Here is an 18,502-nt window from a genome sequence, read left to right on the forward strand (position 1 = left end):
ACGATCCAGCGGGGCCGCGCGGCCCAGGGCGCGCTCCTGCGGGTTTCGCGCGGCATCGGGCGCGATACTCGTTTATCGCGCCCGATGCCGCGCGAGGCTAGTAACGTGCCGCCGTCGGGGTGCGATAGAGGTCGAGCAGATAGTCCTCCTTGGCGGGCGGCATCTGCAGGTAGTAGCCCTTCTCGCGGATGGCGGCCATGACATCACCGGCCTGCGCCCGCCCCAGCGACTTCTCCGGGGTGAGGATCAGGGTCATGGCGGAGATCGGCTTGCCGAAGTGCTCCAGCAGCGCCTCGGGCACCTCATCAAGCCCCTGGCGCTTGTCCACGTAGAGGTACATTCCCTCCTTGCGCGCGCTCTTGAAGATCTCGCACAGCAGCTTGTCGCCGCGCATCCGGTCGTCGCTCATCGCGATGCCTCCTCGAGGGCCGCGGCCAGGCCCGTCGCCAGGCGATCCCCGCGCCAGCCGCCGGGCAGGGGCAGCGGCTCTCCGCGAAGGTCGGCGCTCACCAGGGCTTCGAGTTCGCGTCGCTTGAGCAGCACCTCAGGCGCCACGCCCAACGCCTCGGCCTCGGCATTGACCACCGCCTTCAGGGCCTTGAGACGCTTCTTGAACGCGGGCGTCATCGGCGAGAGCGGTGCCGGCGGCAGCGCCTCCTCGTCGACCTGCAGCGCCTCACGCACCAGCCTCAGCAGGTCGTCGCCCTCGCGCTTGATCAGCGCGGGCTTGAGGTCCTCGACGCGGGCCAGCTCGAAGCGATTTTCCGGCAGCTGCTCGGCGATGGCGTAGAGCAGCCGGTCAGGAACCAGCCAGCCCCGCGGCACGTCACGACGCCGGGCCTCGCCCTCGCGCCAGATGGTCAGGCGACGATAGGCCTCCACCTGACGCGGCGTGAGACGCCAGAGCTGGCGATGACGCAGGTACCACTGGCCGTCGGCGGTCTCGCTGCGCGTCGTCTGGGCGACCAGCGCGGCGCAGTCGGCCTCGACCCAGGCCATGCGGCCCAGGCGCTCGAGGGAGGCGCGCTGCTGTTCCCACACCCCGAGCAGGAAGACCACGTCCAGGGCCGCATAGCGCAGCTGGGACTCGGAGAGCGGGCGCAGCAGCCAGTTGGAGCGGGTCTCGTCCTTGGGCAGTGTCTCGCCGGTCCAGTGCGCCACCAGCTTCTGGTAGCCCATCGAGGGCACCTCACCGAGCAGCGACTGGGCGACCTGGGTGTCCACCAACGGCGCCACGGGTACCTCGGCCCAGTGGGCGAAGACCTCGAGGTCCTCGCTCGAGGCGTGCAGCAGCTTCAACGGCCCCTCGGCCAGCAGACGACGGAAGGCCTCGGTGCACGCCACCTCCTGAGGATCGACCAGGAAGGCCGGGCCGCCGGCGGCGAACTGGATCAGCGCCGGCACCGGGTGAAAGGTGTTCTCGCGAAAGAACTCGGTGTCCAGGGCGATGACATCGGCCCTGGCCACCTCGGCACAGGCGGCGTCCAGGGCGGCGGGGGTATCGATCCATCGAATCTCGGGGTTCAGGGTCATGCAGGGTTCCGACAACAGGGGAAAAGGCTCACTCGCCCCGGAAGGGCAGGCGACCGTTAAAGGCGCGGCTCAGGGTACCACCGTCGACGTACTCGAGCTCGCCGCCCATGGGCACACCGTAGGCCAGCCGCGAGAGCGAGACGCCCTGTGGCGCGAGCTGGGCGGCGATGTAGTGGGCGGTGGCCTCCCCTTCCACCGTGGGATTGGTGGCCAGCACGATCTCCTCCACGCCTCCCTCGGCGATTCGCGCCTCGAGCTGGTCGAGTCCGATGTCCTCGGGCCCGATGCCGTCCAGCGGCGAGAGATGGCCGTGCAGCACGAAGTAGCGACCGCGAAAGCCGCCGGCCTCCTCGATGGCCAGCTGGTCGGCGGGAGACTCCACCACGCAGAGCACGGCGTCGTCGCGCCGCGCGCTCTGGCAGATGCCGCAGACCTCTTCCTCGGTCAGGGTGCGGCAGCGCCGGCAGTAGCCGACCCGCTCGAGCGCCACGTCCAGCGCCGCCACCAGGCGCCGGCCGCCGTCGCGGTCGCGCTCGAGCAGATGCATGGCCATGCGCTGGGCGGTCTTGGGGCCGACACCGGGCAGCACCCGCAGCGACTCCATCAGTCTCTCGATCAGCGGGGAAAAGCTCATGGTCGGTCCGTCTCGGCCTGGATCAGAAGGGCATCTTGAAGCCGGGCGGCAGGTTGAGACCGGCGGTGGCCTCCTCCATGCGCGTCTTGGAGTCCGCCTCGACCTTGCGCACCGCGTCGTTCACGGCGGCCGCCAGCAGATCCTCGAGGAGCTCCTTGTCCTCTTCCATCAGGCTCGGGTCGAGGTCGACCTTGCTCACGTCGTGGCGGCCGTTCATGGTCACCTTGACCATGCCGGCGCCCGCCTCGCCCTGGACCTCGGCCTTGGCGACCTCCTCCTGGGCCTTCTGCATCTTCTCCTGCATCTCCTGGGCCTGCTTCATGATGTTACCCATTCCACCCTTCATCATGGCGAAATCCTCTCGTGGTTGATGTGATCGTTCTGGGGCCGCGGCTCAGCCGCGCGCCTCGGCGCCGGCGGGCTTGACCGTGGATTCGATCAGGCGCGCGCCGAAGGCCTGCTGCAACTTCTGTACATGGGGGTCACGGTTCAAGGCTTCAATCGCCTCGGCGTGTCGCTGGGCGGCGAGGCGCTCGGCCTGCTGCCTGGGCGTCTCGACCTCCGGGGGCAATTCTCCGGGCTCGAGCACCAGACGACGCTCGACGCCGATGGCCGCCAGCGCCTGGCGGATGCGGGTCACGTGGATCTCGGCGTTCATCGCCTCCAGGGAGGGGTCGAGGCGCATCGTGAGCTGGGCGCCGTCGTCGGCCTCGATCACGCAGTGGGCCGCCAGGTTGCGGGTCAGCCCGCCGAGCCCCAGCGACTCGAAGCGGGCCAGCCAGTCGGCGTGGTCGAAGCGGCCGGTCGGGGCGGCCGGGGCCGCCGCATCGGCAGGATCGGCCGGCTCGAGCTCACCGGTCGCCTCGTTCGACGGGACCGGTTCAGGCCTATCGGGCGACTCATTCTCGGGCGACTCATTCTCGGGCGACTCATTCTCGGGCGACGCGATCTCCGGCGGCAGCGTCGCGGCCGCGTCCTGAGACGCACTCTCCGCTGGCGCCGCAACGGACGCGCTGGCGTGTGGCGCGTCGACTGCCGGATGGCTCGCTTTCGCACCCTCGGAAGGCGCGGCCTCGACCGGCGGCACAGCCTTTTCAACCGCTGCCGGCGCGGGGGGCGGCTCGGGCGCTCGAGCGGCGGGCGCAGGATGAGCCGCCTCGGACGACGGCGCCTGGGTCGGCTCGGCCGCCTGGGGGGTGGTCGCTTGGGATGGGATTGCCTGGGGTGAGCAGGCGCGCGACGCCTCGGGCCCAGGCGATGGATCGCTCCCCGGGTCGCTAGCCGGTCCCGCCCCACCGCCGCTCGGCTGCCCGCGCAGCGGCAGCGGCGTCTGCGCCGGCCGCGGCACGCCCTGGGGCCGGAACGCCAGCATGCGCAACAGGGTCATCTCCAGGGCGGTGCGCAGGTCCGGGGCATGCTCCATGTCGCCGCGGCCCTGGATGCCGATCTGATAGAAGAGCTGGATATCCTCGGCGGTGAAGCGCGCGGCCAGCTGAAGCAGGGCGTCGCGGTCACCGTGGCCGTTGTCCACGGCGTCGGGCACCATCTGGGCGATGGCCAGCCGGTGCAGCACGCCGGTGATGTCATCGAGCACCGCGGCGAAGTCGGGGCCCTGCTCGGCCAGGGCGGCCACCTCGCCGAGCAGCCGGGCGGCATCCACCTCGGCCAGCGCCTCGACCAGCGCCAGCACGTGGCGATGATCGAGGGTGCCGAGCATGGCCGCCACGTCGGCGTGGCGCACCTCGCCCTGGCCGAAGGCGATGGCCTGGTCGGTGAGGCTCATGGCATCGCGCATGGAGCCCTCGGCGGCCTTGCCGAGCAGCCACAGGGCGCTCTCCTCGAAGCTCACCTGCTCGGCCTCGAGCACCGAGGCCAGGTGCCCGACGATGCGCTCCGGCGCCATGTGCTTGAGGGTGAACTGCAGGCAGCGCGACAGCACCGTGGGCGGCAGCTTCTGCGGGTCGGTGGTCGCCAGCAGGAACTTCACGTGGGGCGGCGGCTCTTCCAGGGTCTTGAGCAGCGCGTTGAAGCTGCTGGTGGAGAGCATGTGCACCTCATCGATGAGGTACACCTTGTAGCGACCCTGGGTCGGCGCGTACTGCACGTTATCGAGCAGCTCGCGAGTGTCCTCGACCTTGGTGCGCGAGGCGGCATCGACCTCGATCAGGTCGACGAAGCGTCCCTCGTCGATGGACCGGCAGCTGTCGCACTCGCCACAGGGGGTGGAGGTCACGCCGTCGTCACCGCGGCCGTTCGCCGTGCAGTTCAGGCACTTGGCCAGAATGCGCGCCAGGGTGGTCTTGCCCACGCCACGGGTGCCGGTGAACAGATAGGCGTGGTGCAGCCGGCCCTGGTCCAGGGCATTGACCAGCGCGCGCTGGACATGCTCCTGGCCGACCAGTTCATGGAAGGTACGCGGTCGCCACTTGCGGGCCAGAACCTGATAGCTCATGCAGCGCGGGATCCTTGCGGTAAAGCGAACAGCAGCTGGGTGATGGGGCGCCGAGCGGTTGGGTGCCTCGATGGATCGAGCCCGATGCTCGGCGGAAAACGTTCATTCTATCGACCGGGGCGCCTGGCGGAAAGCGGCGCCCGGTTCAGGCCTCCCGCGCCAGTCCTCCTGCGCCCCAGCGCTCGGTGAACTCCGCGGCCGTCAGCGGCGGGCTCAGGTAATCGCCCTGATAGGCGGGACAGCCCAGCGAGCGAAGGAAATCGAGCTGAGTCGCGTTCTCCACGCCTTCGGCGATCACGTCGAGCCCCAGACGGTCGGCGATCGAGAGGATGGCAGCGACGATCGTCTCGTCGTCGGGGTCGCCGGGCACGTCGGTGATGAAGGAGCGGTCGATCTTCAGGCACTGCACCGGAAGGCGCTTGAGATAGGAGAGCGAGGAGTAGCCGGTACCGAAATCGTCCACGGCCAGCTCGATGCCCAGGCGACGCAGCCCGTTCAGCCGCTCCAGCCCTTCGTCGGCATGGCCGATAACGAACCCCTCGGTGATCTCCAGTTCCAGCCGCGAGGGCGAAAGCCCGCTCTGTTCCAGCGCCTCACGCACGTCGCCGACGATGTCCCCCTGCACCACCTGCAGCCCCGACAGGTTGACCGCGACGCGCAGGGGCAGCCCGGCAAGCTCCCATTCACGCGCCTGGCGACAGGCCTCGCCCAACACCCAGCGACCGATGGTATGGATCAACCCGGCCTCCTCCGCCAGGGCGATGAAGCGTCCCGGCCCGATCACCTCGCCCTCCGGGGTCGTCCAGCGCACCAGCGCCTCGGCCCCGAACACCCGGCTGCCGTCGACCCGCGCCTGGGGCTGGTAGTGCAGCACCAGTTCCTGGCGATCCAGGGCCCGACGCAGGCCGGTATCCATGGTGAAGCGTTCGCGGCTGGCCGCGGCCAGCTCCGGCGCGAAGAACATCCAGGTATTGCGCTTGAGCGCCTTGGCACCGTACATGGCGGTATCGGCGCGCTGGATCAGCTCGCCGGCGCTGCGACCATCGCGGGGATAGACGCTGATGCCGATGGAGGCGCCGATGAAGATCTCATGCTGGTCGACGGTGAATGGCTGCAGCAGGGCATCGATCAGCTTCTGCGCCACCCGTCCGGCATCGGCGTGCTCGTGCAGGCGCTCCAGCACCAGCACGAATTCGTCTCCACCCAGGCGCCCCAGGGAGTCATCGTCGCGCACGGCCCGCCCCAGGCGCCGACCGACTGCCTGCAGCAACCGGTCACCCAGCGGGTGCCCGAGGCTGTCGTTGATGTCCTTGAAGTGGTCCAGATCGAGGAACAACACCGCCAGGGAGCCCTGGTCTTCCTCGGCGCGTTCCAGCGCCAGGGCGAGTCGATGGTTGAGATAGGCGCGATTGGGCAGGCCGGTCAGCGAATCGAAGTTGGCCGACCGCTTGAGCCGGCCGGCCTGATCGGTGATGCGCGACAGCAGCGGGCTGATCACTCGTGCCGTGGCCAGGGCCCCGAGCCCCATCAGCACCAGCACCATGGTGGCCGGCCAAAGCAGCTCTTGGTAGACCACGCCATAGAAGCCGCGGGCGGGAATCTGCACCAACAGCGTCCAGCCAGGCGTGACCAGCGGCACCTGCACCAGCACCGCCGCCTCGGCCCCATCATCGTCGCGAAAAAGCCCCGCCCGATCGGTCGCCAGCGCCTCGCGAAGGCGTCCGGCGAGCCGCCCATCGGGCTCGGCCATGACCAGCGCGCCCTGGGGATCCGCGGCCAGCAGGGCCTGGCCGGGTGGCGCCAGCAGCCACTGTCGGGCGCCCTTACCGAAGCGACCGGCATCGTCGAGCATCCCGGCGATGCCCTGCGGGCCGAAATAGAGCAGGTCGGTGCCGAGGGGACGGCCTTCCAGGGAGAGCACCGGCGTCGTCACCTCGACGAGCACACCCTCCTCGGCGGGCACCAGGCGTGCCTGACCATCCACGGCGGTCGCGTCGGTCGCCGGAAGCGATTCGGGCACCCGGCCGATGGTCACCAGCGGCTCGCCCGCCGGGCCCAGCCGGACCAGGCCCACGAGATCCGGGGACGGCAGCATGGCGTCCACGAGGCGCGGCGCCATGAAGGCCGACAGGGCGCCCCGCTCATCGCGGCTTGCGGCAGCCCCCTCCACGAGGTCCTCCAGGCGGCGACGCAGCTCGGTGCGACTGGCGATCTGGCGGGCCACGTCCCGATAGCGCGCCAGCAGGTGGTCGAGGGTCTCCGCCTGGGCCGAGGCGCTCACCAGGGTAATCGTCTCGAGCCCCTGGCGATGGGCCTGGTAGAGCGGCCAGGCCGTGGAAAGCCCGACCAGCGCCCCGGTGACGAGGATGCCGAGCGTCGCCAGCGCGACGATGCGTCGCCGGGCGCGCTTCATCATCCTAGATGACTCCCCGCGGATGCTGCGGCGAACCCGATCAGCGCAGCGCGCCAGACCCCGACGCCGTCGGGCCCTGCCGGAGCATCCTTCATGGTTCGTCCTCGGTGGCGGCGCTCTCGCCCTTCAGTGTGGCCCCAGGCCTCATAAACGCCAAGTCGCTGGAGACGCCTCGGCGCAAGGATCGACTCGCAGCTGCTCGAAGCCGCTCAGCACGTTGACCACATTGATGCCGATCTCCTCCACGGCATAGCCGCCCTCGAGCAGGAAGACCGTGGGCAGCCCAAGCCTACCCAATCGCCGACCCACGTCGGTGAAGTCGTCGCTTGAGAGCGTGAAGGCGCTGATGGGATCGTGCTCGAAGGCATCGACGCCCAGCGAAACCACCAGCAGCTCACAGCCCGCATCGACGATGCGCGCCTTGGCCTCCTCCAGCGCCTCGGCCCAGGCGGCATAGCCGGTGCCCGGCGCCAGGGGATGGTTGACGGTGAAGCCTTCGCCGGGGCCCTCGCCGGTCTCGTCGGCGTGGCCGAGGAAGTGCGGGAAGCAGTGGCGGGGATCGCCGTGCAGGGAGAGGAAGAGCACGTCGTCGCGGGCGTAGAAGATTTGCTGGGTGCCGTTGCCGTGGTGGAAGTCGATGTCCAGCACCGCGACCCGCGAGCGGCCGGCGTCCAGGGCCCGCTGGGCGGCAATGGCGGCGTTGTTGAAGAAGCAGTAGCCGCCGAACTGATCGGTGGCGGCATGGTGTCCGGGCGGGCGGCACAGCCCGAAGGCCGGCTCGCCGCTGGCCAGCACGTGATCCACCGCCGAGAGCGCCACGTCCTTGCTGGCCATGGCCGCCTCGAAGGTGCCCTCGCAGATCGAAGTGTCCGCCCCCAGGGCGTAGTGGCCGAGCCGGCCGTCGATGTGATCGGGGATGACGCGTCCCGGCATGGTGCGAGTCGGCCAGACCCAGGCGATCGCCTCGCCCCGTCGACCGGCGGCAACCCAGTCCGCCCAACAGCGTTCAAGGAAGTCGACATAGCCGGCATCGTGAATTGCCAGTACCGGATCGAGGCCGTGCTCGGCCGGCGCGCGCACCTCGCCAAGGCCGCTTTCGAGCACGTACTTGAGCACCAGATCGACCCGCTCGGGGCATTCGTAGGGCGTCACGAGCTGTCCGCCGTCAAGCTCGGTGCGGGCGCGACGCCATTTGGTGCGTTCACTGTGAAAGGTCAGCATCGCGATCGGGCATCCTCGTCGGCCAGGGTTAACATCAAGGTGATGAACGGTAAGATGACAGGCCGCGGGGCGACGGACAATGTGGCGGTGCCTGGCTCAGGCCCCCAGCGCCTGGCGCTCGAGCTCCTGCCTCATGCCGTCGTCCAGCCCCAAGGCGCCACTCAGCTGATCGAGCCAGGCGCGCTCCATGGGGTTCTGCTCATCGATTACCGCCACGCTGACCAGGTACATCTCCCGCGCCGCCTGAGGCGAATCCGCCTGGCGGGCCAGGGCCTCGGCATCCAGCGGCGCGGCGAGCTGTTGCTCCACCCAGTCGTGCAGTTCGGCGTCGGCGCCCATGGCATCGATCTGTTCGGTCAGCAGGGCGCGCTCGCGGTCGTCGATGTGGCCATCGGCACGCGCCGCCATGATCACGGCCTGCAGCAGCTCCAGGCTGCGTTGCTCCTGAGAAGCGCCCTCGAGGCGCTCCATGGGGCGACCCTCCTTGGCCTCTTCGCCGCCACCCTCTCCACCACGATCGCCACGCGAGTTCTGCCACGCCTTCCAGGCCAGCGCGCCGACGCCGGCGATGGCGCCATACTTCAGCGCCTTGCCGCCCATCTTGCGCCCGCGCTTGGAGCCCACCAACAATCCCAGGGCTCCGCCGCCGAGCAGGCTCTTGATGTCGACGCCGCTGCCCTGAGACCCGCCACCGGCGCTCTGTGCCCCGCCACTGGCGCTCTGTGAATCGCCACGAGCGCTGTTCCCGCCGAGGGAGGAAGACACTCGGTTCACCAGGCCCTGAACGTCCAGGCCACCTGTACCGCTCTGGCCGCTGCCGGCCTGTTTCATGACCTGCTCGAGAATGCTCTTGGCGTTCATGTCGCGCTCCTTATGAAGACATCAGTTGCTTCGATAAACAGACTCGCATTAGGTTTCGCGTCCGGCCGGCTCTTTTACCGGCGGCATCATGCGCGACATCACGCCGGCAAGACGCGCTGCGACCCCGGAATAGCGGACACGCGCAGACCCACCGGCGGGTGGTAGTGAACGCCGAGGAAGCGAGCGAGCAGCGGGAGAAGATAAAGCGGAGTGCGACCGCCGGGGGAAGGCATCAGGCGAGCCGGGCAAGATCACGCTAGAGGAGCGACAAAGGCCATAAATAAAGAGAGGCGGCCCCGAAAGCCACATCCCGGCACACGCGTCCATCACTACCGTTGCTCCCTTCCGGGCCTGGCGGGATTTGCGATATAGCGTTGCGGGAGGACCAACGGGGCCACCACAGCATGCGTCTCCAAGACGCCACGACCAACGCGGGACAGACCCTCGTCGACCGGGGCGCACTATACCAATGTGCCCTCCCGGCAACAAGGGTCGATGCGGGAATCGGGTGCTTGATTTCTACGTCCAATGCAGGCGTCATAGAGTCCATGACACCTGACGACAAGGAGTTCGTGTGACGAACCCACGTGACACGACAGACAGCCCCCTCAGCGATGTACCGAGAGCCAGCGACGAGCTCGCCGGCCTGCTCAAGAAGTTCGATGACACCGTCAGCCTGTTCAACGACGCAAGCGACAACGCCAAAGCGGGCATGCTCCCAGACCTTCTCGATATCGCCCGGCAGGTGATGCTGCAAGACGGCGGCTGCGACGCCATCGAGCAGCGAGCCCGCGCTTTCGAGGAGGCCGGCGCCTTTCGCGGGTCCGACTGGGAGACACCCCAGTACCTCGTGCCCTCCCTCACCCCTCATGCGCTGAAAAGCGCCGATCCCAATACCGTCGCGATCGAGGCGCTCAGCGAGCTGCGGCTGCTGGCCGTGGCCAAGGGCGACTTCCTGCATCCGCATATCTCGATGGAGCAGGCGCACCACTATCTGACCCAGGTGATGGCCATCAATCTCTGGCTGCTGTTCGGCACTCCCAGCGAGGCGGAACGCGAGTCCCAGGGACAGCTGGCGCTGGTGCCGCGACAGCTGTTCGGCCATCTGGCCGAGCGCATCGGTTATGAACACATCATCGACCGCTTGATTGAGGAGATCTGGCGAATCATCGAACAGCGGCCCATCCAGGTCGAGCCGGTCAAGCAGATGATCACCCAGATCGCCATCTGCCAGGCCAACCCCGACATCGACCTGGGGGCCAGCGGCCAGGGCGCCGACCGCCTGGTCAGCTCGCTGTTCGGCCCGACCCGGGCCAGCCGGGAAGACCCAGGCCTTGAGATATACCGCGAACGGCTGTCGAGCATGGACACTCCGGCTCTTCAGGGCGAGGCCACCGGTTTCGCCCGCGCCATGCACGACACCGGCCTGGTCTCCGCCTATCATCCGGTACTGCTGCGCCACCTGCTGGACTACAACGACCACCTGCTGGCGGAAGCGCTGGGGCTCTCGTCCACCGGCCGCGACTGCCTGCTCTGCTATCGCGAACTGGTCCATGCGCTGATCCGCGGGGGCATCTATCCGACCACCCCGCAGGCCGCCTATGGCCTGGCGCTGATGCTGGAGCGCGGCATCCTCTACCAGCCGCCGGTGGCCCCGGCCATGTGGCGCCAGCTGGGGCTCTCCCTGTCGGAGTGGTCCCAGGCGCGCCTCAACCTGGCCTTCGGCGAGACCGTCTCGCCCCGCGCCCGGCTGCTGGAGGGCGTGCTGTGCATGCTGGGTCTGCCGCTGGGCGTGGGCCAGGGCAACAATCCCACCTGCCAGTCGGCTCGCGCCCTCTCCATGTGGGCCTACAACGACCCGGACTACCTGCTGCAGATGGTGACCTGGGCGGCCCGTGACGACGACATCATCATCCATTTCGAGGGCATGCCGCTCTCCTCCATGGCGAGCCTCTCCGGGGTGGCCCAGTCGCTGCCCATGGACCTCGATCCGGTATCGCTGATCGTGGTGCCGCACCTGGATCGCATCTATGCGGAAATGATCCGGCGCTGCATCGGCCGAGAAGGCGACCCGCACCGCTGGGTCAACCCGGAGTTCCACGGCTGGTGGTCGGGCCGGGGCTTTCGCATAAATGTCGACGTGGCGACCGGCAAGCTGCATGAGCTGGACGACTTCCTGCGCCACTTCTATGCCAGCTATCACCCCTACTACAACGGCAATCAGCCGCTGATCCACCCCCAGCCGGCGGGCATCGCCGTGACCGACAGCGCCGCCCGCTTCATCGGCTGGCACGCCATCACCATCCTGCGGGTCACCCTCGACCCTCACGACGTCATGCGGGTGTACTTCTTCAACCCCAACAACGACAGCGGCCAGGACTGGGGCGATGGCACCAAGGTGAGCACGGCAGACCAGGGTGAGCGCTTCGGCGAGTCCTCGCTGCCCTTCGAGCAGTTCGCCTCGCGCCTCTACATCTACCACTACGATCCCCTGGAGCGGGGTGAACTGGCGAAGATCACCCAGGAAGAGCTGGACCGGGTAACGGGCCATATCCAACGCAGCTGGGGCAGCGACCGGCTTCCCCCCGTCGGCCAGCAGGCCGACGAGGGTCCCTAGACCGAAAGGCTCGGTCGACGACCCCGCCCACCGCGACAGCCGCCCGACTCGATGCCCCCGTACACCCTGGGTGCGGGGGCATCGTGCCGAGGAACTCCTCCCTGCCGGCATCGCGCTCGCCTGCCTCTCGAGCAAGCGACGCGATATGCCATAATGGCGCTCCCGTTCACGCCTCGCCGGAGCCGCCATGCCCCGTCTCGATCAGTTGCTCGTCACCCAGGGCCTGGCCCGTTCCCGCACCCGCGCCCAGCGGTTGATCCGCCATGGTCGCGTGCGCCTGGCGACGGGCGATGCGCCGCTGACCAAGCCCGGCGAAAAGCTGCCGGAGACGACCGACCTGAGGGTGGAGGACGATCCCGAGGAGCGCTATGCCTCCCGAGCCGGACTCAAGCTCGAAGCGCTGATCGAGGCGCTCGGGCTGTCGCTCGCGGGGCGCTCGGTGCTCGATGTCGGCCAGTCCACCGGGGGCTTCACCGACTGCGCCCTGCACTTCGGTGCCCGTCACGTGATCGGGGTGGAGGTGGGGCACGACCAGCTCGACGCTCGCCTGCGCCACGACCCCAGGGTGACCTGCCTGGAGGGGCTCAACGCGCGCGCCATGGCGAGCGACCCGCGCCTCGCGGCGGCCTTCGCGGCGTTCGGGAGCGACGGCCCGGAGCTTGTGGTGATGGACGTCTCTTTCATCTCACAGACGCTGATCCTGCCCGAGCTCGCCACCCTGCTGCCGCCGGGAAGCGAGCTGCTGAGCCTGGTCAAGCCGCAGTTCGAGGTGGGCCCGGGAGGCGTCAACGCGCGGGGCCTGGTAGTGGATCAAGGCCGCTTCGCCGAGGTAGAAGCGCGCATCCGGGAGGTCTGTTCCGAGCTCGGCTTCGAGATCCTGCACTGGCAGCCGAGTCCGCTGCTCGGCGGCGACGGCAACCGGGAGTTCCTGCTCCACGCCGTGCGACGCTGACGCCCCGGCGCTTTCCGCCCTCCCCTTCCTCGGTCTCATCGCCCGGCGTCGCCGCCCCCATCACCGCCGGCATCGAACTCGCCCGGGTCGCCCTTCGCGCCCGGTGCCGGGCGGTTGGGCTCGGTCGGCCGCCGCGGTGAGACACTCTGGACCCTGCTGGCCTGACCGTCGGCCCGGTGCAGCCAGACGTCGAGCTGGTTGAAGGCGATGTCGATGCCATGCTCGGCGAACAGCTCGCCCACCCGGCAGTTGATCTCGTCGGTGGCGAACAGCCGGTCGCCCAGGCTGTTGACGAAGATGCGCAGCTCGAAGTCCAGGGTGCTCTCGGCGTAGCTCATGAAGAACACCTGGGGCTCGGGGTCGGCCAGCACCCGCGCGTTCTCGTCGGCCGCCTCGCTCAGCAGACGGTGCACCAGGCGGTGATCCGAGCCATAGGCAACCCCGTAGGTGAGCACCACCCGGGTGATGGTGTCGGAGAGCGACCAGTTGATCAGCTGGTCGGTGATGAAGGTCTTGTTGGGAATGATGATCTCCTTGCGATCGAAGTCGGTCACCGTGGTGGCGCGGATACGGATCTTGCTCACCGTACCGGTGAGGTTGCCGAGGGTGATGGTGTCGCCGATGCGCACCGGCCGCTCGAACAGGATGATCAGCCCCGAGACGAAGTTGGCGAAGATCTCCTGCAGGCCGAACCCCAGCCCCACGCTCAGCGCCGCCACCAGCCACTGCAACTTGTCCCAGGAGACGCCCAGGGTACCCAGCGCCGCGACCACACCGCCGCCGACGATGGCATAGGCAAGCAGCGAGCTGATGGCATAGGCGCTGCCCTGCTTAAGCGCCAGCCGCGAGAGCACCATCACCTCGAGCAGGCCCGGCAGGTTGCGCGCCATCGTCATGGTCAGCACCACCACCAGCAGGGCGGTGATGATGTCGGCCACCGAGACCATGTCGCCGAGCGCCTCGGGGGATTCTCCCTCGCCGGGCGACACCAGGGTGACCTGCTCGAGGTAACCAAACACCGAGAGCAGATCCGACCACACCAGGTAGAGCATCAGGAGGAAGCCGATCACCAGGATCAGCCTGGAGAGGCGCAGCGACTGCTGGTTGACCTGTTCCATGTCCAGCGGCGGCTCCTCGACGACCTCCAGGCCCTCGACGCTCTCCTGAGCCTGGGCGTGCCGCCGCGCCAGGGCACGACGGTAGGCCAGTCGCCGTGCGGCCACTGCCAGGCCGCGGATCACCGTGGCCTCCACCAGGATCCAGAGGCCCAGCAGATAGAGCGAGATGACGAAGCGCCCCACCAGGCTCAGGGCGGTGTATTCGTATCCGGAGACGATCAGACCCGCCATCGCCAGCGGCACCAGCGCGATGGCAAGCCCCAGCAGCAGGCGGAACAGCTTGACCCCGAAGAAGGGCACGTGAGCCAGGATCAGCTTGGCCAGCACCAGGCTCATGGCGAGCAGGCCGCTCAACATCAGCAGCAGGCCCAACGGACGCTGATTCAGCGCGACGGCCGCGTCCCGAGCCAGCGGGGCAATCAGTAGGACCGGGACCAGCGCCACACCCAGCCACAGCAGCCATTTGCGAAGCGAGGCGGCATAGCCGGAAGACCAGTAAAAGTGACGGATGGCCACCCCGTGCGATGTCAGCAGGTTGCGGGCCCAGGTGAGCACGGCCCAGGCCAGGGCCAGGTGCAGCAGCGCCTCGCCGATCCCCTGCCCGATGCCCCCGGTGCCCGCCAGGAGCGCGATGCCGGCCGCCAGCAGGCAGAGCGGGCCGGGCAGAGCCAGCAGGGCGTTTAGCGCCACCGCCTGAGGCGTATGCCCCTGGGAGTCGCGCTTGAGATGACCGACCTCCTGGTGTAGCCGTGACAGTCGCGCCCGGAAACGATGGCGACAGGCAACCAGCCCCAGCGCCGCCAGCAGGACCGGCACGCCGAGCAGCGCCCGGGCGCTCGGTAGCCGCCAGTGTGCCGGCAGCAAGGCTCGCCACTCCCCCTCACGCCACTCCATGGCCAGATTCTCCGGCAGGTTGCCCAGCCAGGTCAGGCTCAAGGGGCGGGTGTTGGCGATCCAGAACAGCTGCTCATCGATGGTGGCGCGCAGCTCCTGGCTGGTATCCAGCAGCTGCTGCTGGGTAAGCTGCAGATCGATGGCCGCGCTGAGCATCTCGCCGTAGGCCTTTTCCAGCTGATCAACGAGCTCGCGACGCGCCTGGTAGAGATCGAGCAGCGACTCGACCAGTGCCGGCGAGGCCTCGGCATCGGCTTCATCGATGCGCTGGCGCGCGAGCTTCTCGCCCTCGCGCAGCTGGTCGCGCTGGCGGCCGAGCTCGAACTGCTTGAGATGCAGGTCGGCGATCTCCTCCTGAAGGCCAGTCCGCTCCTCCACCCGCGGCAGAGTCAATCGCTGCTCGCGGAGGATACGCGACAGCAGCATGCTGCCGCGGACGGCGTCGATCTGCTCGTTGAGGTTGCGCTGAAGCTGGCGGACCCGATCGAACTGACGACGCACCTCGAGACTTTCGCGAACCAGGCGATTGGCTCGATCGGTGGCGCGCAGCAGCTCGAGGCTCATGGAGCGGTTGATCTCCCGGGCCTGGCGCACCAGAGGATGGCCGATGATGCCCTCCCCCTCCTCGCTGACCGCCTCGGCGATGACCTGCTCGGACTGCTCGCGACGGCGACGATCGAGGGCCGCCTGGAGCATGGTCAGCCGGGCCTCCTGGCTGGCCACCTGGCGCTCGAGCAGGTCGAGATGCTCCTGGTCCAGCTCGCGCAGACGACTGTTGGTCTCCAGCTGTCGCTGATGCAGCGCCAGGGTCTGTTCTGCCAGCGCGCGTTCGATGCGCAGCTGCCAGCGTCTGGGGGCATCCGCCGCCACCTCGGCGCCGGCCAGCTCCTCCAGTTGGCGACGCCGCTCGTCGACCCGCTGCATCGCCTCGCCGATGGCCTGCTGGGCACGCTCCGGCAGGGTCTGGGCATTGAGCAGCCTAGAGGAGACCTCGGCGAGCGTGTCCTGGGACGACGACAGGGCTTCCTGGGCATTCTTGCGGCGCGTCTCCAGCGCCTCGAGGGAGAGCTCCTCCAACTCCTCGATGGTGGTCTGCCGATCGACTCGCTCCATCTTGCCAAGCGCCTGCTGAATGCGCTGGAGGGCCTGCGGCGCCCGCTCGACCCGCGCCTCGAGCTCGGCCAGCTGCTCTTTCACCGCGGCCAGCCGCTCCAGACCCTCGAGGGCAGCGCGCAGCGCCTCGATCTCACGCTGGGTGCCCTCGGCGGGTGTCTCGCCCTCGGCCAGCTGGCGATCCTCGAGACGTGCCTTGACCTCTTCCCGTGAGGGAAGCGGCTGGTCGGCACCGGCCGGCGGGACGACCTCCTGGGCCAGCGCGGGCGTTGCCACCCAAAGCCCCACCACCAGGCACAGCAAGAGCAGCAGGCCGCAGCAAACGGCAGCGCGCCGACGGCCGAGACGATAATAGGCGTTCAAGGGGCAGCCTCGGGTATGATGGGACATCGCGTGATTCTCGGCTCCCCGAAGCCGCAAGGCAATGACCGCCTGTCGCCCCGGGGTCACAGTTGACTTGCCGGACTGGCGTGATAGAAACGCTCGTGATCTTCCACAAGGTGCCTGACCATGATGCCTGCCCGTTTTCCCCTGTGCGCTGCGCTGCTGATGGCGAGCCTGAGCGGCACGACCCTGGCCGCCGAACCGTTGAGCGAGGTCGAGCGGCAGGCCATCGAAGCCCGCATCGCCGAACTCGAGGCAGAGATGGGCGCGCTGCGCCAACAGCTGCAGACGCCCGAGAACACGCCATCCGCCACCGCCGTCCTCGCCGATGACGACACCGGCCAGGAGCTCGAGGAGGCCGTGGACAAACGCCGCCAGCTCGAGCGCGCCTCGGCCAAAAACCCCTACGCCATCACCACCCACAAGCGCAACTACTGGTTCCCGCTGAGCTACAACGCTACGCCGAACGAAGGCGTCTTTCGCGACGTCAACGATGATAGCGACGCCGACCGGGCGGAGATGAAGTTCCAGTTCAGCGTCAAGTTCAACCTGGTCGAGGATCTCTTCGGCGATGTCGGCGGCGACCTGCACTTCGGCTATACCCAGCGCAGCTGGTGGCAGGCCTACAATGCGGATGCCTCCTCGCCGTTTCGCGAGACCAATTACGAGCCCGAGGTGTTCATCGACTTCGATAACAGCACCTCGCTGCTGGGCTGGACCAACATCCACAATCGCCTGTCGTTCAACCACCAGTCCAACGGCCGCTCCGGGGAGTTGTCGCGCAGCTGGAACCGGCTGATCCTCCAGTCCTCCTTCACCAACGACGACTGGACCGTGGTGCTGGCGCCCCACTGGCGCATCCCGGAATCCGAGGGCGAGGACGACAACCCCGACATCCACAAGTATCTCGGCTATGGCGACATCACCGTGGCCAAGCGCGTCAACGATGACAACGAGCTGAGCCTGATGCTGCGCGGCAATCCCGGCGACGGCAACCTGGGCACCCAGCTGGACTACTCCTGGCCGATGTTCGGCAGCATTCGCGGCCACCTGCAGTACTACTATGGCTATGGCGAGAGCCTGATCGACTATGACGAGCGCACCAATCGCCTGAGTCTCGGCTTCAGCCTCAATCCCCTGTTCTCCTATGGCGGCCTCGAGCGCTGAGCCGGTTTCCGATTCGAAACGTATAGCCGGGGTGGATGGCTCGACGAAAGCGCCCCGGACATGAGCCCGAGTGGATTGAAGTGAATCGGCTGGATGCTATGCTGAGCCTGTCATTCACCGTCAAAGGAAGACCCGATGGCCCAACAACACTCGCGCACCAGCGAATCCACACAGCAGCTCAAGGACGACCTGCAACATCTCACCCAGACCATCGAGGAGCTGGTCGATGCCACGGCCGATGACTCGCGAAGCAACATCAAGGAGCTCCGCGAGCGCGCAGAGAAGCGGATGAAGGACACCCGAGAACGCCTCGAGGCACGCGGCGAGCGACTCTACGGCGAGGCGCGGGACAATGTGACCCAGCAGGCCGACGCCTGCGACCGCTACGTCCATGATAATCCCTGGACCAGCATCGGCATCGGCACCGCCATGGGCGTGGTGGTTGGCATGCTGATCGGGCGGCGTTGATGGCGGCAAGCCAGGGACCGGCTCAACGGCTGTTCGGTGCCGGCAAGCGCCTGCTCGGCAGCCTGCTTGCCACCGGCGAGACGCGCCTGCGTCTCGCCGTGCTCGAACTGGAGGAGGAGCGTGCACGCCTGTTCGGCCTGCTGCTGCTGGCCGGCCTCAGCCTGATCCTGCTGCTGCTCGGTATCGGCGTCCTGACCGCCGTGGTGATCGTCGCCTTCTGGGAGACCCACCGCCTGGCCGCCATCGGCGCCAGCGCCGTGGTGCTGCTCGGCAGCGGGCTGCTGATGGCCTTGCGCGTGATGCAGCTGGCTCGGCGCCGCACTCTGCTGGCCGGCACCCTTCGCCACCTGGCCACCGATCGCGACCTGGTGGAGGCGAGCCGTGAACCGCGCTGAACGCCTAGCCCGCCGGGCCGAGCTCGAGCATGCCATCGAGCAGCAACGCATCGACTTGCTGGTGGCCGCCCACCGCTGGCGCACGGCCGAACAGACTCTCGATCAGAGCTGGCAGCTGCTGTCACGCTTCAAGACCCCGCTGCTCGTGGCGGGCGGACTGCTGGCCTATCGCGGGCTGCGCCACCCCGGAGGCACGGCGCGCCTGGCACGCCGGCTGACCACCGGTGCGCTGTTTGCCAAGAAGGCTCGCGATCTGCTGCGCTGAGTCAGACCGCCGCCC

General features: G+C 68.3%; 15 protein-coding genes and 1 other RNA gene. 6 read left to right on the forward strand and 10 right to left on the reverse strand.

Annotated features, from left to right (window positions below; genetic code table 11):
* Window positions 1-97: 97 nt before the first annotated feature.
* The 9 genes from RSO68_RS03725 to ffs form a co-directional block, all read right to left on the reverse strand.
* Complete coding sequence (locus RSO68_RS03725) at window positions 98-409, reverse strand: YcgL domain-containing protein (protein WP_315585492.1); 312 nt, start codon at window positions 407-409, stop codon at window positions 98-100.
* Complete coding sequence (gene rnd / locus RSO68_RS03730) at window positions 406-1,533, reverse strand: ribonuclease D (RefSeq protein ID WP_315585493.1); 1,128 nt, start codon at window positions 1,531-1,533, stop codon at window positions 406-408. Before rnd ends, RSO68_RS03725 begins: the two co-directional genes overlap by 4 nt.
* A gap of 28 nt (window positions 1,534-1,561) precedes the next feature.
* Complete coding sequence (gene recR, locus RSO68_RS03735) at window positions 1,562-2,167, reverse strand: recombination mediator RecR (protein WP_089850345.1); 606 nt, start codon at window positions 2,165-2,167, stop codon at window positions 1,562-1,564.
* Between the two features lie 22 nt (window positions 2,168-2,189).
* A complete protein-coding gene (locus tag RSO68_RS03740; RefSeq protein WP_089850343.1) occupies window positions 2,190-2,516 on the reverse strand; it encodes a YbaB/EbfC family nucleoid-associated protein in 327 nt (108 codons plus the stop codon).
* A gap of 45 nt (window positions 2,517-2,561) precedes the next feature.
* A complete protein-coding gene (gene dnaX / locus RSO68_RS03745; protein WP_315585494.1) occupies window positions 2,562-4,619 on the reverse strand; it encodes a DNA polymerase III subunit gamma/tau in 2,058 nt (685 codons plus the stop codon).
* Window positions 4,620-4,764: 145 nt separating this feature from the next.
* Entirely contained in the window at window positions 4,765-7,035 is a 2,271-nt protein-coding gene (locus tag RSO68_RS03750) for a putative bifunctional diguanylate cyclase/phosphodiesterase (protein ID WP_315585495.1), read from the reverse strand.
* A gap of 141 nt (window positions 7,036-7,176) precedes the next feature.
* Window positions 7,177-8,253, reverse strand: a complete 1,077-nt coding sequence (locus tag RSO68_RS03755; protein ID WP_089850337.1) for a histone deacetylase family protein — start codon at window positions 8,251-8,253, stop codon at window positions 7,177-7,179.
* A 96-nt stretch (window positions 8,254-8,349) separates the two neighbouring features.
* Complete coding sequence (locus RSO68_RS03760; RefSeq protein ID WP_315585496.1) at window positions 8,350-9,114, reverse strand: tellurite resistance TerB family protein; 765 nt, start codon at window positions 9,112-9,114, stop codon at window positions 8,350-8,352.
* Window positions 9,115-9,408: 294 nt separating this feature from the next.
* An RNA gene (gene ffs / locus RSO68_RS03765) (signal recognition particle sRNA small type) lies at window positions 9,409-9,505 on the reverse strand.
* A gap of 183 nt (window positions 9,506-9,688) precedes the next feature.
* Between ffs and RSO68_RS03770 the strand changes: the two genes are divergently transcribed.
* Window positions 9,689-11,731: a hypothetical protein gene (locus tag RSO68_RS03770; protein WP_315585497.1), complete on the forward strand. Its 2,043-nt coding sequence runs from the start codon at window positions 9,689-9,691 to the stop codon at window positions 11,729-11,731.
* Window positions 11,732-11,918: 187 nt separating this feature from the next.
* Window positions 11,919-12,683, forward strand: a complete 765-nt coding sequence (locus RSO68_RS03775; protein WP_315585498.1) for a TlyA family RNA methyltransferase — start codon at window positions 11,919-11,921, stop codon at window positions 12,681-12,683.
* Window positions 12,684-12,718: 35 nt separating this feature from the next.
* Here the strand turns inward: RSO68_RS03775 and mscK are convergent, their stop codons facing one another.
* Window positions 12,719-16,171, reverse strand: coding sequence for a mechanosensitive channel MscK (gene mscK, locus RSO68_RS03780; RefSeq protein WP_315585499.1), 3,453 nt, complete (start codon window positions 16,169-16,171; stop codon window positions 12,719-12,721).
* Window positions 16,172-16,318: 147 nt separating this feature from the next.
* Here mscK and RSO68_RS03785 point away from each other — a divergent pair, with 147 nt between their 5' ends.
* The 4 genes from RSO68_RS03785 (at window position 16,319) to RSO68_RS03800 (ending at window position 18,487) form a co-directional block, all read left to right on the forward strand.
* Window positions 16,319-17,359 carry a phospholipase A gene (locus tag RSO68_RS03785; RefSeq protein ID WP_315585500.1) on the forward strand — a complete coding sequence of 347 codons (1,041 nt, stop codon included), beginning with the start codon at window positions 16,319-16,321 and terminating at the stop codon, window positions 17,357-17,359.
* Between the two features lie 135 nt (window positions 17,360-17,494).
* Window positions 17,495-17,827, forward strand: coding sequence for a DUF883 family protein (locus RSO68_RS03790; protein WP_315585501.1), 333 nt, complete (start codon window positions 17,495-17,497; stop codon window positions 17,825-17,827).
* The gene (locus RSO68_RS03795; RefSeq protein ID WP_315585502.1) at window positions 17,827-18,222 is read left to right on the forward strand and encodes a phage holin family protein; all 396 of its coding nucleotides are present in this window, start codon (window positions 17,827-17,829) and stop codon (window positions 18,220-18,222) included. Before RSO68_RS03790 ends, RSO68_RS03795 begins: the two co-directional genes overlap by 1 nt.
* Window positions 18,209-18,487, forward strand: coding sequence for a YqjK-like family protein (locus tag RSO68_RS03800; protein WP_315585503.1), 279 nt, complete (start codon window positions 18,209-18,211; stop codon window positions 18,485-18,487). Before RSO68_RS03795 ends, RSO68_RS03800 begins: the two co-directional genes overlap by 14 nt.
* Window positions 18,488-18,502: the final 15 nt, after the last annotated feature.

The organism is Halomonas saccharevitans, assembly GCF_032333995.1.
Classification (GTDB): domain Bacteria; phylum Pseudomonadota; class Gammaproteobacteria; order Pseudomonadales; family Halomonadaceae; genus Halomonas; species Halomonas saccharevitans.

Bases quoted from the DNA above. Each gene is read 5' to 3' on its own strand.
- RSO68_RS03725 (WP_315585492.1), bottom strand. From the start codon at position 409: ATGAGCGACGACCGGATGCGCGGCGACAAGCTGCTGTGCGAGATCTTC.
- rnd (WP_315585493.1), bottom strand. From the start codon at position 1,533: ATGACCCTGAACCCCGAGATTCGATGGATCGATACCCCCGCCGCCCTG.
- recR (WP_089850345.1), bottom strand. From the start codon at position 2,167: ATGAGCTTTTCCCCGCTGATCGAGAGACTGATGGAGTCGCTGCGGGTG.
- RSO68_RS03740 (WP_089850343.1), bottom strand. From the start codon at position 2,516: ATGATGAAGGGTGGAATGGGTAACATCATGAAGCAGGCCCAGGAGATG.
- dnaX (WP_315585494.1), bottom strand. From the start codon at position 4,619: ATGAGCTATCAGGTTCTGGCCCGCAAGTGGCGACCGCGTACCTTCCAT.
- RSO68_RS03750 (WP_315585495.1), bottom strand. From the start codon at position 7,035: ATGATGAAGCGCGCCCGGCGACGCATCGTCGCGCTGGCGACGCTCGGC.
- RSO68_RS03755 (WP_089850337.1), bottom strand. From the start codon at position 8,253: ATGCTGACCTTTCACAGTGAACGCACCAAATGGCGTCGCGCCCGCACC.
- RSO68_RS03760 (WP_315585496.1), bottom strand. From the start codon at position 9,114: ATGAACGCCAAGAGCATTCTCGAGCAGGTCATGAAACAGGCCGGCAGC.
- RSO68_RS03775 (WP_315585498.1), top strand. From the start codon at position 11,919: ATGCCCCGTCTCGATCAGTTGCTCGTCACCCAGGGCCTGGCCCGTTCC.
- RSO68_RS03785 (WP_315585500.1), top strand. From the start codon at position 16,319: ATGATGCCTGCCCGTTTTCCCCTGTGCGCTGCGCTGCTGATGGCGAGC.
- RSO68_RS03790 (WP_315585501.1), top strand. From the start codon at position 17,495: ATGGCCCAACAACACTCGCGCACCAGCGAATCCACACAGCAGCTCAAG.
- RSO68_RS03795 (WP_315585502.1), top strand. From the start codon at position 17,827: ATGGCGGCAAGCCAGGGACCGGCTCAACGGCTGTTCGGTGCCGGCAAG.